We start from the raw sequence: 16,931 nt of genomic DNA, 5'->3' as shown, positions 1-16,931 counted from the left end.
AAAGTGAGATGAGTAAGAAACTGCTAATTAAGACCTGGGGTTGCCAGATGAACGAATACGATTCATCAAAAATGGCGGATCTGCTGAACGCAGCGAATGGCTACGAATTAACAGAAGAACCAGAAGAAGCTGATGTCTTACTCCTGAATACCTGTTCTATCCGTGAAAAAGCACAAGAGAAAGTATTCCACCAGCTTGGTCGTTGGAAAACACTGAAAGATAAAAAACCAGGCGTGGTGATCGGCGTTGGTGGCTGTGTGGCGACTCAGGAAGGGGATCACATTCGTGATCGCGCCCCGTTTGTTGACGTGATTTTTGGCCCACAAACCTTGCACCGCCTGCCTGAAATGATCAAACAATCACAAACCGAAGATGCGCCAGTGATGGACATCTCTTTCCCTGAGATTGAGAAATTCGACCGCCTACCAGAGCCTCGTGCGGAAGGCGCTACCGCTTTCGTATCCATCATGGAAGGCTGTTCTAAATACTGTACTTACTGCGTAGTGCCTTACACCCGTGGTGAGGAAGTAAGCCGTCCGATGGACGACGTACTTTATGAAATCGCCCAGCTTGCTGAACAAGGCGTGCGTGAAGTGAACCTGCTTGGGCAGAACGTAAACGCCTACCGTGGACCAATGCACGATGGTGAGATCTGCTCATTTGCTCAATTATTGCGTTTAGTTGCTTCAATTGACGGCATTGACCGCATCCGCTTTACCACCAGCCACCCGCTGGAGTTTACTGACGACATCATCGCGGTTTACGAAGACACCCCTGAGCTGGTTAGCTTCCTGCATTTGCCAGTACAAAGCGGCAGCGATCGTATTCTGACCATGATGAAACGCCCACACACGGCCATTGAGTACAAATCGATCATCCGTAAACTGCGTAAAGCACGCCCTGACATTCAAATCAGTTCGGACTTCATTGTCGGCTTCCCTGGTGAAAGCGACAAAGATTTCCAAGACACAATGAAACTGATCCGCGAGGTCGATTTTGATATGAGCTTTAGCTTTATCTTCTCACCTCGCCCTGGTACGCCAGCAGCCGACTATCCGTGTGATCTGTCAGAAGAGACCAAAAAAGAGCGTTTGTACGAACTGCAGCAACAGATCAATACCCAAGCAATGCGCTATTCTCGTCTGATGATGGGAACCGAGCAGCGTATTCTGGTCGAAGGCCCGTCGAAGAAAAACTTGATGGAACTGCGTGGCCGTACCGAAAACAACCGCGTGGTCAATTTCGAAGGCAGCGCTGACCTGATTGGCCAATTTGTCGATGTGAAGATCGTCGACGTTTTCCCGAACTCTCTGCGTGGTGAGTTGATTCGTACCGAAAAAGAGATGAATCTGCGCAGTGTTATTTCTCCAACCCAAATGATGGCGAAAACCCGCCGTGAAGATGAGCTGGGTGTAGCGACTTTTACGCCTTAAGCTTATAGAAACCGCCATAGGGGATCTGGTCGTTATCAGGTCCCCGAAAGTGGCCGTAATGAGAGGCAAATTTGAGCAATAAAATAGTTACTCTGGAAATCAATCTAGAACCTTCCGACAATCGTCGTCTTGCCAGTTTATGTGGCCCATTTGACGACAATATCAAGCATTTAGAACGTCGCCTTGGCGTTGAAATCAGTAACCGTGGCAACTTTTTTACCATCGTCGGTAAAGCGCACACCTCGGCTGCAGCACTGGACATACTCAAGACCCTGTACGTGGAAACCGCACCGGTACGCGATCAAATCAAAGACATTGAGCCAGAAGATATTCACCTCGCGATCAAAGAGTCTGGTGTTCTTGAGCAGCACAGTGAATCTGCGATTGCCCACGGAAAAGAAGTTTTTGTAAAGACCAAAAAAGGCGTCATCAAACCAAGAACGCCCAATCAGGCGCAGTATCTGGTCAACATGGTCACGCACGACATTACCTTCGGTATTGGCCCAGCGGGAACCGGTAAAACCTATCTAGCGGTCGCAGCTGCGGTCGATGCTCTGGAGCGCCAAGAGATCCGCCGCATTCTACTCACCCGCCCTGCCGTTGAAGCGGGCGAAAAACTCGGCTTTCTTCCCGGTGATTTGAGCCAAAAAGTGGATCCGTACCTGCGCCCATTGTACGACGCCCTATTCGAAATGCTCGGCTTTGAGCGCGTAGAAAAACTGATTGAACGTAACGTCATTGAAGTGGCACCACTGGCTTATATGCGCGGACGCACGCTTAACGACGCCTTCATTATTCTCGATGAGAGTCAAAACACCACGGTTGAACAGATGAAAATGTTCTTAACCCGCATCGGTTTTAACTCTCGCGCGGTGATTACCGGTGACGTGACTCAGATTGACTTGCCTCGCGGTGCAAAATCGGGCCTGCGCCATGCGATTGAAGTGCTCAATGAGGTCGACGAAATTAGCTTTAACTTCTTCCAATCAGACGACGTGGTACGCCACCCGGTGGTCGCTCGTATCGTCAATGCCTACGAAAAGTGGGAAGCGCAAGACCAAAAAGAGCGTAAAGCATTTGAGCAGCGTCGCCGTGAAGAACGTGATGCCAAATTACTGGAAGCCGCCAAAGCCGAACTGACCGCAACGCTCAATGCCGACAAGGAAACCACCAATGGCCATTGAACTGGACCTACAATTCGCAGTCGAAGATCACAGTGGATTGCCCTCTGCAGAGATGTTGCAAAGCTGGCTGGAGAAAACCATCGCGCCGTTCCAGCCACAAGCTGAAGTCACCATTCGTATCGTCGATGAGACAGAGAGTCACCAGCTCAATTTCGATTATCGCGGTAAAGATAAGCCAACCAATGTGCTCTCTTTCCCATTCGAAGCGCCGCCCGGAATGGAACTTGATCTGCTCGGTGATTTAGTGATCTGCCGTCAGGTGGTAGAGCAAGAAGCTATTGAGCAAAATAAGCCCTTGATGGCGCACTGGGCGCATATGGTTGTACATGGTAGCCTGCATCTGCTAGGTTATGACCATATCGAGGATGACGAAGCAGAAGAGATGGAATCCCTCGAGAGTGAAATCATGCAGGAAATGGGCTTTGAAGACCCCTATCTTGCGGAGAAAATGTAAGTATCTCGCGCTCTATCTTGCGCAGATACTGAGATGTGAGCTATCACACATCTGGTAGCGTTACTAATTAGAGAAACAATGAACGAAGATAATTCTCAAAATTCAGAAGGTCCGAGTAGAAAGTCCTTCTTTGAACGCCTTGGTCAATTATTTCAAGGAGAGCCGAAAGACCGCCAAGAACTGGTTGATGTCATTCGCGATTCTGAAGTCAATGACCTGATTGACCATGACACCCGCGACATGCTTGAGGGAGTGATGGAAATTGCAGAGATGTGGGTGAGAGATATTATGATCCCTCGCTCGCAAATGGTCACTATCGAGAGAAAAGACGATCTCGATACCCTTATCGCTCTCATCACCGACGCACAGCACTCACGCTATCCGGTGATCAGCGAAGACAAAGACCATGTCGAAGGCATTCTGCTTGCGAAGGACTTACTCAAATACTTAGGCTCAGACAGTGCTCCATTTGATATCGAAGAGGTGATCCGCCCAGCGGTGGTTGTCCCTGAAAGCAAGCGTGTTGATCGCCTGCTCAAAGAGTTCCGCCAAGAACGTTATCACATGGCTATTGTTGTTGATGAATTTGGTGGAGTATCCGGCCTTGTCACCATTGAAGACATTCTCGAAGAGATTGTCGGTGATATCGAAGATGAGTTCGATGAAGAAGAAGATGCCGATATTCGTAAACTTAGTAAACACACGTTTTCGGTCAAAGCACTCACTACCATTGAAGAGTTTAACGAGCTCTTTGGTACTCGCTTTAGTGATGAAGAGATCGATACGGTGGGCGGTTTGGTGATGACGGCCTTTGGCCATCTACCATCGCGCGGCGAAGTGATCGAAATTGAAGGTTACAACTTCAAAGTTACCGCCTGCGATAACCGACGTGTGATCCAACTTCAGGTAACCGTTCCAGAAGCGATGTCTGTAACCGAAACTCCTGAAGAGTAACGCTCACTTCCTCACGTGAGGAAAATCTGGCGAATAATGATGAATAACAACTTATTTCATCGCCTCAAGCGGCCCATTGCGGCCGCTTTTGTTGGCGCTTTAACCACTCTTGCTTTTGCCCCCTATCAAATCTGGCCGCTGGCGTTGCTCAGCCCGACGTTACTGCTACTGCTCCTGCACCGACAAACACCACGCCAAGCGTTGGGGATTGGCTATGCGTGGGGATTGGGACAATTTGCCTCAGGAGTGAGCTGGGTTTATGTCAGCATCTCTGGGTTTGGTGGCATGCCGTTAGCGGCGAACCTGTTTCTCATGGGGGCGTTAATCGCTTATTTAGCCCTGTATAGCGGCCTATTTGCTTGGTGCTATCAACGCTTTTTTGCCGAGGCCACCTTGGTTAATTTGCTGCTTGCCTCACCAGCCTTATGGTTAATCACGGACTGGTTACGTGGTTGGGTGATGACGGGCTTTCCTTGGCTATGGTTGGGTTACAGCCAAATTGATTCCCCTTTGGCAAGTTTCGCACCGATAGGTGGCGTTGAGCTACTGACGCTGCTGCTGCTTGTCTCTTCGGGCGCTTTCGCTTACATGCTAATCCATAAACGTTGGTCGATGGCTTTGCTCCCTCTGGTGCTTTTTAGCACTGGCTTTGGTCTTTCCTCATTCGATTGGGTTACGCCTCAGGCTGACAAAACGACCAAAGTGGTGCTAATTCAAGGCAATGTTGATCAAAATCTCAAATGGCTCCCCAGTCAGCGCTGGCCAACCATTATGAAGTACACCGACCTGAGCCGGGAAAACTGGGATGCGGATATCATCGTCTGGCCAGAAGCCGCCATACCAGCGCTAGAAGTCGATCTGCCTTCCTACCTGCGCAATCTCGATAGTGCGGCCAAAATGAACGATAGTGCCATTATCACCGGCGTGGTCAACCAATCTGAGGATGGTCAGTTCTACAACAGCATTCTCTCGGTAGGGGTCACTGCTTATGGCGATTACCAGTTTGATCTTTCAAAACGCTACCACAAACATCACTTGTTACCTTTTGGTGAGTTTGTGCCGTTTGAACAGCTTCTTCGCCCGCTGGCGCCCTTTTTTAACTTGCCGATGTCCTCGTTCAGCCGCGGCACCTTTGTCCAGCCAAACATTCGGGCGAACGGTTTTCATCTTGCGCCCGCACTCTGCTACGAGATTATTTTCAACGAGCAGGTACGGCAAAATGTCACCGATGAGACCGATTTCCTGCTCACTCTCTCGAATGACGCTTGGTTTGGCCACTCAATTGGTCCACTGCAACACATGGAAATCGCTCGTATGCGGGCACTGGAACTGGGGAAGCCGCTTATTCGCTCAACCAACAACGGCCTAACGGCTGTCACGGATCACAAGGGCAAGATTGTCGCTTCCATTCCTCAGTTTGAGACCGCCGTTCTGCGTGCCGAGTTAACGCCAACGCTTGGGCAAACGCCCTACCAACGCTTTGGTACTTGGCCAATCTACTTGTGGGTTGCTGGCGCACTGAGTTTGGCCCTGCTGGTCAATCGCCGCAAGGTATAACTCAGGCGCACAAACACAAAAGGTACGCAACTGCGTACCTTTTTACTGACTTGCAAACTCAGCGATGCTTAACAACTGACTTAAGGCTTGAGTGCCTGACGGCTAAACCCCGTGTGACCGCATTTAATGCAGGGAATAATCACCGTCGGATGGTTATAACTGGTTTTGTGTCCACACTCATCGCACACCAAATTCCCCAGGCCAATCACCTCTCCAGCCTCGTAGAGCCCTTGATGTTCGAGATCTTCAAACAGCTCAACCCACTCCACTTTGGTTCTATCGGTGATCTCAAGTAGCCCCTGCCAGATAGAATCGGCAATCGTCAGATAGAAAGGACCGCTTTTACTCTCTTCATAGCTGTCGGCGAACTCTTTCAAATCCGCCTTCACATAAGCGGAAATCAGCGCCAGCTCATCTTTGGTCATGTCATTCGCGGCGGAGATCACCTTGCCCGAGGTTTGCAGTACTTGATTCACTTCATCTGGGCTATGTTTGAGTGTCTCAATGACATCTTCCAACATTTCTTCATAACCGGTTTTACGTTTCGGCATAACTGACCTCCATCGGTAAAGATTGGCTATTGTTGTGCACCCTGCCTTTAGGTATTCTATGACGATCTATTTCAATCTGTTCTAACCGAACTCACAAATTCCAAGATAACCGGATACCATCGATGCAAGAACAATATAATCCACAAGATATTGAACAGAAAGTTCAACAGCACTGGGACAACAATAAAACCTTCGTTGTGACTGAAGATCCAACTAAAGAGAAATTCTACTGCCTCTCTATGTTCCCATACCCAAGTGGTCGACTGCACATGGGTCACGTGCGTAACTACACCATCGGTGACGTCGTATCTCGTTTTCAACGCCTACAAGGTAAAAACGTCATGCAGCCCATCGGCTGGGACGCTTTCGGCCTACCTGCAGAAAACGCAGCGGTAAAAAACAACACCGCTCCTGCACCTTGGACTTACGAAAATATCGAATACATGAAAAACCAGCTGAAATTGCTGGGTTTTGGTTATGACTGGAATCGCGAATTTGCCACTTGCCGCCCTGAGTACTACCGCTGGGAGCAAGAATTCTTTACCAAACTGTATGAAAAAGGCTTGGTTTACAAGAAGACCTCTTCAGTCAACTGGTGTCCGAACGACCAAACCGTTCTGGCTAACGAGCAAGTGGAAGACGGCTGCTGCTGGCGTTGTGATACGCCTGTAGAGCAAAAAGAGATCCCGCAGTGGTTCATTAAGATCACCGCATATGCGCAAGAACTGCTCGACGATCTGGATAACCTAGAAGGCTGGCCAGAAATGGTCAAAACTATGCAGCGCAACTGGATCGGCCGCTCTGAAGGCGTTGAGCTTAAGTTTGCGGTGAAAGACCAAGCGCAAGATCTGGAAGTGTACACCACACGTCCTGATACGCTGATGGGCGTGACTTATGTGGGTATCGCCGCAGGTCATCCTCTGGCTAAACTGGCGGCAGAAAGCAATGCTGAGCTCGCTGCGTTCATCGAAGAATGTAAGAACACCAAAGTTGCTGAAGCTGAGCTTGCGACCATGGAGAAGAAAGGTATGGCGACGGGCCTTACCGCGATTCATCCATTGAATGGTCGTGAAGTGCCAATTTACGTCGCTAACTTCGTACTGATGGACTACGGCACAGGCGCAGTGATGGCCGTTCCAGCGCACGATCAACGCGACTACGAGTTCGCCACCAAATACGGTTTGGACATCATTCCAGTGATCAAACCGGCTGACGGCAGCGAACTAGACATTTCAGAAGCGGCCTACACCGAAAAAGGCGTGCTGTTTGATTCCGGTGAGTTCGATGGCCTAGAATTCCAAGCGGCATTTGATGCAATCGCAGCGAAACTGGAAGCAGAAGGCAAAGGCACTAAGACTGTTAACTTCCGTCTACGTGACTGGGGTGTCTCTCGTCAACGTTACTGGGGTGCACCTATCCCAATGGTCACCACGGAAGATGGTGAAGTTCACCCAGTTCCGGCTGACCAACTGCCAGTGATTCTACCAGAAGACGTGGTGATGGACGGCGTAACTAGCCCAATCAAAGCCGACAAAGAGTGGGCGAAGACCACTTTTAACGGCGAACCTGCGCTACGTGAAACTGATACCTTCGATACCTTTATGGAATCGTCTTGGTACTACGCACGTTACTGCAGCCCACAAGCGGACGACATTCTCGATCCAGAAAAAGCCAACTACTGGCTACCAGTGGACCAATACATCGGCGGTATTGAGCATGCGTGTATGCACCTGTTGTACTCACGCTTCTTCCACAAACTGCTGCGTGATGCGGGTTATGTCACCTCTGACGAGCCGTTCAAGCAGCTGCTGTGTCAAGGTATGGTACTGGCCGATGCCTTCTACTACACCAACGACAAAGGTGGTAAAGAGTGGGTTGCACCGACAGAAGTGAAAGTGGAACGTGACGGCAAAGGCCGCATCACTTCTGCTGTGGATTCCGAAGGCCGTAGTGTGGAACACTCAGGCATGATCAAGATGTCTAAGTCGAAAAACAACGGTATCGACCCACAAGAGATGGTCGACAAATACGGCGCAGACACTGTACGTCTGTTCATGATGTTTGCCTCACCGGCTGACATGACGCTGGAGTGGCAAGAATCAGGCGTTGAAGGGGCAAACCGCTTCCTAAAACGTGTGTGGAAGCTGGTCAAAGAGCACACTGACAAAGGCGCAGCACAAGCGGTAGATGCGGCGGCACTGTCTGGCGATCAAAAAGCACTGCGCCGCGACGTTCACAAAACCATCGCCAAAGTCACCGATGACGTTGCTCGTCGCCAGACCTTCAACACCGCTATCGCAGCGATCATGGAACTGATGAACAAGCTGGCGAAAGCGCCTCAAGAGTCTGAGCAAGATCGCGCGATTCTCGACGAAGCACTAAAAGCGGTTGTTGCCATGCTTTACCCAATCACTCCGCACATCTGTTTTGAAATGTGGAGCGCTCTGGGCGAGAGCAACATCGACAACGCCGTATGGCCAACTCACGACGAGCAAGCCTTGGTTGAAGAGGAAAAACTCATTGTGGTGCAGGTAAACGGTAAAGTGCGCGGCAAGATCACCGTTGCCGCAGATGCCAGCAAGGAGCAAGTTGAATCGCTAGGTCTGAGCGAAGAGAACGTGGCAAAACACCTAGAAGGTGTCACGATTCGCAAAGTGATTTACGTACCGGGTAAACTGCTGAGCATTGTGGCAAACTAAGCACCGCTTGGTTGCGAACCTTTTCATGGCTTGATAGTCCAATCAGGGGCGGCTACCACCGCCCCTACTTATCTCAGTCTCTTATCTAAACCCATTGAACGATCAGTGCGTTTAGATAAGAACCATGAAATACAGGCGAGCGCTTGTATTTGCTAACATCAGGAAGAGTCTCTCCATGCGTTTTAAGTCTCTGTTCAACCTCGTCACTGTCCTGACACTCTCTAGCGTGATCTCGGCTTGTGGATTTCATCTGCGTGGGGAGTTTTCCGTACCCGATGAACTGAGTACCCTTTCTTTTACCAGTTACGATCAGTACAGCCCCCTCACCCGCTATGTAAACAGCCAGTTGACTCTCAACAAAGTCAATCTTGTTGCACCTGCGGAAAAGGTGCCCAACTTGTATTTGATGGAAGAAAAACTCACCGAGCGGACTCTCTCGCTGTACCAAAACAGCCGTGCAGCGGAAAAAGAGTTAACTTATGTGGTGAAGTACAAAGTTACGCTGCCCGATGTTGGCAGCAAAGATTTCACCACCACAGTCAACCGCAACTTCCTGGATAACCCGCTAACAGCACTGGCTAAGTCGGTTGAGCGCGACGTGATTGAAGATGAGATGCGTGCTCAGGCCGCCAGCCAGATGATGCGTCAGTTAGGCCGTTTGCGGGCCGAGTTTGATGAGCAAGACAACCAATAAGCAGTATGAGAATTTTTGCAGAACGGCTGGCAGAACAGCTCGATAAATCCCTTAAATCTGTTTACCTGATCTTTGGTAACGAACCTTTGCTTATCCAAGAAAGCCGCTTGGCAATTCAAAAAGCGGCTTTGCGCCAAGGCTTTGAGGAGCGACATCGTTTTGCCGTCGATGCCAGCCTCAACTGGAACGAGGTGTACGACTGTTTCCAAGCTTTGAGCCTGTTTTCCAGTCGCCAAATTGTCGAACTGGAATTACCGGAAACCGGAGTGAATGCGGCGATTGCCAGCGAGTTACTCACACTCTCCTCAATGCTGCATCCTGACACCTTGTTGGTGGTAGTTGGTAGCAAACTAAACAAAGCGCAAGAAAACGCCAAATGGTTTAAAACGCTCACGCAGCATGGCCATTGGGTCAGTTGCCAAACTCCAGACATGGCACGTTTGCCACAATTTGTGCAAAGCCGCTGCCGCCAACTCGGACTCAAACCCGATCAGCAAGCGGTACAAATGCTGGCACAATGGCACGAAGGGAACTTATTTGCCTTAGTGCAAAGCTTAGAAAAGCTAGCTCTGCTCTACCCTGACGGCGTGCTGAACTTGGTTCGCCTAGAAGAGTCTCTTAGTCGTCACAACCATTTCACCCCCTTTCACTGGATAGACGCACTACTCGAAGGCAAAGCCAATCGCTGCCAGAAAATCCTGCGTCAACTCGCCGCCGAAGGGGTAGAAAGCGTCATCTTGTTGCGCTCACTACAAAAGGAACTGATGCTACTGCTCAAAATGCAGGCTTTGTCGGCTCAATTGCCGCTCAACGCTATTTTTGAGCAACATAAAGTGTGGCCAAACAAAAGGCCACTCTACCATGCAGCGCTAACTCGATTGACTTACCAACGCCTTCAACGCCTGTTGCAGTTACTGACTCAGGTAGAGCTGCTGGCCAAAACCCAATATGAACAATCGGAGTGGCCACTTCTTCATCAATTAAGCTTGGAGATGTGCCTGCCTGACGCAGAGTTGGCTTGTAAAGCGTAAAAGCGTGCTATATTGCGCGCCTTACTGAATGAATAGTTGAATCAATAGATACACACCGAGGAAATTTGAGTGCTTCGCGAACAACTGAAAGACTTTTTGGCCGATAAAGCAGACGACATGAAAGCGGAGAACATCGTTGTTCTCAACGTTGAGGGCAAATCGAGTGTGACCGATTTTATGATCATCTGCAGTGGAAACTCAAAACGCCATGTTTCTTCCATCGCTGATCACGTTGCAGAAGAAGTGAAGAAAGTGGGGCTGACGCCACTTGGCATGGAAGGTGAGAAAGAAGGCGAATGGGTCGTTCTCGATCTGGGTGACGCCATGTTACACGTGATGCAAGAAGAACAGCGCCAACTTTATCAACTAGAAAAGCTTTGGGGTTAATGGTTTGAAGATTCAACTCATCGCCGTTGGCACCAAAATGCCGAAATGGGTCGAAGAAGGATTCCAAGAATACCGTCGCCGCTTCCCGCACGATATGCCACTGGAACTGATTGAGATCCCAGCGGGAAAACGAGGAAAAAATGCTGACATCGCACGAATTTTACAAAAAGAGGGCGAAGCGATGCTGGCCGCAGTGCCCAAAGGCAACCGCATCGTCACGTTGGATATTCCCGGCAAAAGGTGGGACACCCCACAGTTAGCCGAGCAATTAGAAGCGTGGAAGCTCGACAGTCGCGATGTTTCTATCCTGATCGGTGGCCCAGAAGGTCTGGCTCCGGCTTGCAAAGCGGCAGCAGAGCAGAGCTGGTCTCTCTCACCTTTGACCTTGCCTCATCCACTTGTTCGCGTGGTAATGGCGGAAAGCTTGTACCGAGCATGGAGTATCACGGCGAATCACCCTTATCACCGTGAATAATTGTCTTTCCAACCCTGAGAACCTGCGTTAATGATACGGAAACGCCGAAGTCAGATACGAGATTACCAAGCCGAAGCACGATTGTTTGCCCGTCGTGCCGTTGTCTCTTTTATTGGCATCATCGCTTTGATGGGCGTATTGGTGGCTAACTTGTACAATATCCAAGTCAACCAATATCAAGATTACAAAACCCGCTCAAACGATAACCGCATCAAAGTTGTTCCAATCGCCCCCAATCGTGGCCTGATTTATGACCGCAATGGCGTGCTGCTAGCGAAAAACCGTCCTGTTTTTGACTTAGAGATCACCCCTGAAAAAGTCAAAAACATGGATGAGACCATTGCGCAGCTACAGACGATTGTCGACATTTCCCCAGAACAAATTGAACGCTTTGAGCGTGAGCGTAAACGCACCCGACGTTTTAAATCGGTGCCTATTCTCACCCAATTGACAGAAGAACAAGTGGCGGTGTTTGCCGTCAATCAGTACCGTTTTCCCGGCGTCGAAGTGAGCGGCACACTCAAACGCTACTACCCTTACGGCGAAGTGTTAACCCACGTTATTGGCTACGTTTCTCGCATCAATGACCGCGACATGCAGCGCCTGATAGACGAAGAGAAAGACGCCAATTATCAGGCAACGCGAGATATCGGTAAACTCGGCATCGAGAAGCACTACGAAGATTTATTACACGGCACGGCTGGCTACCAAGAGGTCGAAGTCAACAGCCGTGGACGCGTGATCCGCACGCTCAAGTTTGTCCCACCAGTGCCCGGCAAAGATATCGTGCTCAATATTGATATTGAGTTGCAGCTGTATGTCCATCAGCTACTTGATGGCCGCCGTGGCAGCGCCATTGTGCTCGATCCGAAAGACAACGGCATTCTGGCCATGGTATCGAGCCCAAGCTATGACCCGAATGCGTTCGTTCATGGTATCTCAGGCAAAGGCTACGCAGACTTGCTCAACGACAAAAATCGTCCGTTAGTCAACCGTGCTACCTTAGGTATCTATCCGCCCGCGTCAACGGTAAAACCCTTTATCGCGGTCGCTGCGCTGCAAGAGGGCATTGTCACGCCGACCACCACTCGTAACGATCCTGGCTATTGGCGCATCCCAAACTCTAACACTCGCGCCTTTCGTGACTGGTTGCGTTGGGGCCATGGTAGAGTCAATCTAGTGCAATCGATTGAAGAGTCAGTTGATACCTTCTTCTATCAAATCGCTTACGATATGGGGATCGACAAACTGTCGCATTGGATGAGCATGTTTGGTTTTGGTGACTACACCGGCATCGATATTCTTGAAGAAAGTAAAGCCAACATGCCTACTCGTGATTGGAAAATGTCGCGTCATAAAACGCCGTGGTACAAAGGCGACACCATTCCGGTCGGTATTGGTCAGGGCTATTGGACCGCGACACCAATGCAACTGGCCAAAGCCACCTCCGTGCTGGTGAAAGAAGGCAACGTCACCGCACCTCACCTGCTACGCGCGACGATTGAAAATGGCGAAGCGTTCGACACTCGCCAGCTCTCAGACTATGAAACTTATCCACCAATTCAAAACGTGGCAGATAAGTATTGGAGCCTAGCAAAAGAAGGGATGCGTTTGGCCAACCATGGTAAAAAAGGCACTGCGCGACGCCATTTTACCAATATGCCTTACATGACCGCGGGGAAATCGGGCACCGCGCAGGTTTTTGGCCTTGCGGAAGATGAAGAGTATAAAGCGGACGAGATTGCCGAACATTTGCGCGACCACGCCTTGTTTACTGGTTTTGCACCATTCAACGATCCCAAGGTCATCGTCACTGTGGTACTGGAAAACGCGGGGGGTGGCTCCTCCAATGGCGCGCCAGTGGTGAGGCGAATTTTCGATAAAGCACTGCTCGACAAAGAGACTAACGAGGTCAAACGATAATGAAGCTTGATCCATCCACAGGCAAGAACCGGGCAATGTTCGAACGCCTGCATATCGATTTGCCATTGTTACTGGGCATTTTGCTGCTGATGGGCTTTGGCCTGGTGGTGATGTACAGCGCCAGTGGACAAAATTTGGCGATGATGGACCGACAAGCCATGCGTATGGTGTTAGCCACCGTGGTGATGTTGGTGTTGGCGCAACTGTCGCCACGTACCTACGAAGCATTGGCCCCACTGATGTTTGTCACTGGCGTCATTTTACTTTTAGGCGTGTTGTTCTTTGGTGAAGCGTCAAAAGGTGCACAGCGCTGGCTCAACCTCGGCTTTGTCCGTTTCCAGCCCTCAGAATTGCTCAAGCTTGCCGTCCCATTAATGGTGGCGCGTTACATAGGACGTCGCCCTCTCCCGCCGACGTTCAAAACGCTCTGCATCGCCATGGCGATGGTGTTTGTACCCACTATTTTGATCGCCAAACAGCCCGACCTAGGCACATCCATCCTTATTGCTGCATCAGGTATTTTTGTTATCTTTCTTGCTGGCATCAGTTGGCGCATTATCGCAGCAGCCGCGGTCGCACTGGGCGGGTTCATCCCCGTATTATGGTTTTTCTTAATGCATGAATACCAGAAAACCCGCGTACGCACACTGTTTAACCCGGAATCGGATCCGCTCGGCGCGGGTTATCACATCATTCAAAGTAAGATAGCGATTGGCTCAGGTGGCATCTCGGGCAAAGGTTGGTTGCAAGGCACCCAATCACAGCTTGAGTTCTTGCCAGAACGCCATACCGACTTTATTTTTGCGGTGATTGCCGAAGAGTGGGGCATGGTCGGTTTCTTGTTGTTACTCGCACTTTATCTGTTTATCATCGGCCGCAGCTTATACTTGGCCTCACAAGCACAAACTGCGTTTGGCCGCATGATGGCAGGCAGTGTGGTGCTCAGTTTCTTCGTCTACATTTTTGTCAACATCGGCATGGTCAGTGGAATATTGCCTGTGGTGGGTGTACCGCTCCCCCTCATCAGTTACGGTGGTACATCCATGGTGACCTTGATGGCCGGTTTTGGCATTTTGATGTCAATCCACACCCATCGCAAAGCATTCTCAAAGGCGACCTAATGCACTATTTGACCCATTTATCGCTATTCAGCTTTGCTACGATCTTATTGGTAGGATGCAACTCTGCACCGACCGGACGTTACGTGTTAGAATCGGACGTCGCACCGGATCAACCCATTTCAGTCGCGCACATCGAAGATGCGCATCCTCGATACGAACCTTACAGTTTAGGTGGAAATCGCGACTACACGCTGCGAGGTCAGGAGTATAAGATCGTTCGCGATGCCAAAGGCTTTCGCGAATCGGGCATTGCTTCGTGGTACGGCTCTAAATTTCAGGGGCACTTAACCTCAAACGGCGAGATCTACGACATGTATTCGATGACCGCCGCACACAAAACCCTGCCACTACCTAGTTATGTCAAAGTCACCAACAAAGATAACGGCAGAAGCACCATAGTACGCGTCAATGATCGCGGGCCGTTTCACGAAGGTCGAATCATCGATCTGAGCTACGCCGCGGCCTATAAGTTGGGCGTGCTCAAAACGGGTACGGCGAATGTTGAGATTGAAGTGCTGACGTTTGACCCACCAACCGATGCGAAATCGCTACAAAATCACCCGCGCTACACAGTGCAAGTACTAAGTTCAAAATCCGCGGAAAGAGCGCGAACTTTAGCGCAAGATTTGAGTCAAAGCCTCAAGGTCGAGGCGTTTCTCGACAGTAACGACGAGACACATAGGCTGATGTTAGGGCCATTTACTGACTATTCTCTGACGCAACAGCTGCTCGATCAGGTTAAGTTAGCGGGTTACCAAAGCGCCTTCATCAAAAAGTACACCGTGGCACGTTGACATACGCCCCAACACTTTCTAGTGTTAGACGCTCTGACTTACAGTACGAATCTGTTAAGATATGGACAATTAACCAAAAAAATAGAATTACCATGAACAAAACGACAAAACTTGTGAAATCTATTCTCGTTTCTTCCCTTGCATTTTCTGCAACGCTAGCTCACTCAGTTTCTGCTGCTCCCGTCGTGGTTCCAGACGCACCACAGATCGCCGCGAAAGGTTTTGTTCTAATGGATTACCATTCAGGCAAGGTTCTAGCTGAAAAAGAGATGGACACTAAACTCTCGCCAGCCAGCCTGACCAAAATGATGACCAGCTATGTCATTGGCCAAGAGTTAGGCCGAGGAAACATCAACCTTGAAGACGATGTGGTGATCAGCAAAAACGCTTGGGCCAAAAACTTCCCGGATTCGTCAAAAATGTTCATTGAAGTCGGTACCACGGTCAAAGTCAAAGAGCTTAACCGCGGCATCATTATTCAATCCGGTAACGATGCATGCGTCGCCATGGCAGAGCACATCGCCGGTTCAGAAGATGCTTTCGTTGATCTGATGAACGCTTGGGCAAGCTCAATCGGCATGAACAATACCCACTTTGCCAACGTGCATGGTCTAGACGATCCAAATCTTTACTCGACTCCTTATGATATGGCCCTTTTAGGTCAAGCGCTGATCCGTGACGTGCCTGATGAGTACCGTATCTACGCTGAGAAAAAATTCACTTACAACGGCATCACTCAGTACAACCGCAACGGTCTGCTGTGGGATAAGAGCATGAACGTGGACGGTATCAAAACTGGCCATACTGATAACGCAGGTTACAGCTTGGTCAGCTCAGCAACCGAAGGAAAAATGCGTTTGATCGCGGTTGTGATGGGTACCAAAGATATGAACGCCCGTAAATCTGAGAGTAAAAAACTGCTCAGTTACGGCTTCCGCTTTTTCGAAACTGTGGCACCGCACAAAGCGGGAGAAACATTCGTCGAAGAAAAAATCTGGATGGGCAACAAAGACACCTTGGCGCTCGGTGTGAATGAAGATACTTATGTGACCCTACCACGCGGACAAGCAAAAAATCTGACCGCTAGCTTTGTACTGGAGAAAGAGCTACAAGCCCCAATCAAAAAAGGTGACATCGTCGGTAAGCTTTACTATCAAGCCGATGGTGAAGATGTCGCGCAATATCCATTGATGGCATTGGAAACCGTCGAAGAAGGCAGCCTGTTCAGCCGACTATGGGATTACATTGTGCTGCTACTTAAGAGCTTGTTCTAAGCCAAAACAATGAGTTATTTTTAGCCGCCTTTTGGGCGGCTTTATTACTCTTGAGATCACAACCGATAGACAGTACTATTTCGCCCCGCACAACCGAATATCAACCTGGAGTTATTCTCAATGCTAACCATCAACTCTGACGCCAAACTAAAAGATCTTCTTGAGTTTCCTTGTTCGTTTACTTACAAGGTTATGGGTTACGCTAAGCCTGAACTACCAGAAAAAGTACTGGCTGTGATTCAGCGTCACGCGCCGGGTGACTACAGCCCAGCGGTCAAACCGAGTGCGAAGGGCAATTACCACTCTGTTTCCATCAATATCACCGCCACCTCTATCGAGCAGGTCGAAACCCTGTATAAAGAGTTGGGCGAGATTGATATCGTACGTATGGTTCTATAAT

Annotated in this window: 16 protein-coding genes; 15 read left to right on the top strand and 1 reads right to left on the bottom strand. The window is 49.7% G+C overall.

The features are described 5' to 3' along the window. The first annotated feature begins 8 nt into the window (after positions 1-8). The 5 genes from miaB to lnt all read left to right on the top strand — a co-directional run bounded on the left by miaB (position 9) and on the right by lnt (position 5,582). A complete protein-coding gene (gene miaB, locus EA26_RS04335) occupies positions 9-1,433 on the top strand; it encodes a tRNA (N6-isopentenyl adenosine(37)-C2)-methylthiotransferase MiaB (RefSeq protein ID WP_039424552.1) in 1,425 nt (474 codons plus the stop codon). Between the two features lie 71 nt (positions 1,434-1,504). Next, positions 1,505-2,617: a PhoH family protein gene (locus EA26_RS04330; RefSeq protein ID WP_039424549.1), complete on the top strand. Its 1,113-nt coding sequence runs from the start codon at positions 1,505-1,507 to the stop codon at positions 2,615-2,617. Continuing rightward, on the top strand, positions 2,607-3,071 hold the full coding sequence (ybeY, locus tag EA26_RS04325) for an rRNA maturation RNase YbeY (protein ID WP_039424546.1): 465 nt from the start codon (positions 2,607-2,609) through the stop codon (positions 3,069-3,071). The genes EA26_RS04330 and ybeY overlap by 11 nt, the downstream gene beginning before the upstream one ends. Positions 3,072-3,149: 78 nt before the next feature. Then, on the top strand, positions 3,150-4,025 hold the full coding sequence (gene corC / locus EA26_RS04320) for a CNNM family magnesium/cobalt transport protein CorC (protein ID WP_039424543.1): 876 nt from the start codon (positions 3,150-3,152) through the stop codon (positions 4,023-4,025). Positions 4,026-4,064: 39 nt separating this feature from the next. Then, positions 4,065-5,582, top strand: coding sequence for an apolipoprotein N-acyltransferase (lnt, locus tag EA26_RS04315; RefSeq protein ID WP_039428756.1), 1,518 nt, complete (start codon positions 4,065-4,067; stop codon positions 5,580-5,582). Between the two features lie 80 nt (positions 5,583-5,662). On the opposite strand, the gene EA26_RS04310 is transcribed toward lnt, so the two are convergent. After that, on the bottom strand, positions 5,663-6,133 hold the full coding sequence (locus EA26_RS04310) for a zinc ribbon-containing protein (protein WP_039424541.1): 471 nt from the start codon (positions 6,131-6,133) through the stop codon (positions 5,663-5,665). A gap of 122 nt (positions 6,134-6,255) precedes the next feature. Here EA26_RS04310 and leuS point away from each other — a divergent pair, with 122 nt between their 5' ends. From leuS to ybeD, 10 genes are all read left to right on the top strand, one after another. Further along, positions 6,256-8,832 carry a leucine--tRNA ligase gene (gene leuS / locus EA26_RS04305; protein ID WP_039424538.1) on the top strand — a complete coding sequence of 859 codons (2,577 nt, stop codon included), beginning with the start codon at positions 6,256-6,258 and terminating at the stop codon, positions 8,830-8,832. Positions 8,833-9,007: 175 nt separating this feature from the next. Further along, positions 9,008-9,526 carry an LPS-assembly lipoprotein LptE gene (locus EA26_RS04300; protein WP_039424535.1) on the top strand — a complete coding sequence of 173 codons (519 nt, stop codon included), beginning with the start codon at positions 9,008-9,010 and terminating at the stop codon, positions 9,524-9,526. Positions 9,527-9,531: 5 nt separating this feature from the next. Further along, on the top strand, positions 9,532-10,557 hold the full coding sequence (gene holA, locus EA26_RS04295) for a DNA polymerase III subunit delta (protein WP_039424532.1): 1,026 nt from the start codon (positions 9,532-9,534) through the stop codon (positions 10,555-10,557). 69 nt (positions 10,558-10,626) lie between these two features. Then, positions 10,627-10,944, top strand: a complete 318-nt coding sequence (rsfS, locus tag EA26_RS04290) for a ribosome silencing factor (protein WP_039424530.1) — start codon at positions 10,627-10,629, stop codon at positions 10,942-10,944. A 4-nt stretch (positions 10,945-10,948) separates the two neighbouring features. Beyond that, positions 10,949-11,419, top strand: coding sequence for a 23S rRNA (pseudouridine(1915)-N(3))-methyltransferase RlmH (gene rlmH, locus EA26_RS04285; protein ID WP_039424527.1), 471 nt, complete (start codon positions 10,949-10,951; stop codon positions 11,417-11,419). Between the two features lie 30 nt (positions 11,420-11,449). After that, a complete protein-coding gene (gene mrdA, locus EA26_RS04280; protein WP_039424524.1) occupies positions 11,450-13,342 on the top strand; it encodes a penicillin-binding protein 2 in 1,893 nt (630 codons plus the stop codon). After that, positions 13,342-14,463 carry a rod shape-determining protein RodA gene (gene rodA / locus EA26_RS04275; RefSeq protein WP_039424521.1) on the top strand — a complete coding sequence of 374 codons (1,122 nt, stop codon included), beginning with the start codon at positions 13,342-13,344 and terminating at the stop codon, positions 14,461-14,463. Before mrdA ends, rodA begins: the two co-directional genes overlap by 1 nt. Continuing rightward, on the top strand, positions 14,463-15,257 hold the full coding sequence (locus tag EA26_RS04270; RefSeq protein WP_039424518.1) for a septal ring lytic transglycosylase RlpA family protein: 795 nt from the start codon (positions 14,463-14,465) through the stop codon (positions 15,255-15,257). The genes rodA and EA26_RS04270 overlap by 1 nt, the downstream gene beginning before the upstream one ends. Before the next feature lie 92 nt (positions 15,258-15,349). Next, entirely contained in the window at positions 15,350-16,531 is a 1,182-nt protein-coding gene (locus tag EA26_RS04265; RefSeq protein WP_039424515.1) for a serine hydrolase, read from the top strand. 120 nt (positions 16,532-16,651) lie between these two features. Then, positions 16,652-16,930 (top strand): DUF493 family protein YbeD, encoded by a 279-nt coding sequence (gene ybeD / locus EA26_RS04260; RefSeq protein WP_039424513.1) that lies wholly within the window; start codon positions 16,652-16,654, stop codon positions 16,928-16,930. The last annotated feature ends 1 nt before the right edge of the window (position 16,931 follow it).

The organism is Vibrio navarrensis (assembly GCF_000764325.1).
In the GTDB taxonomy this organism is placed as follows: domain Bacteria; phylum Pseudomonadota; class Gammaproteobacteria; order Enterobacterales; family Vibrionaceae; genus Vibrio; species Vibrio navarrensis.
This window is presented reverse-complemented; position numbering and strand designations above follow the sequence as displayed.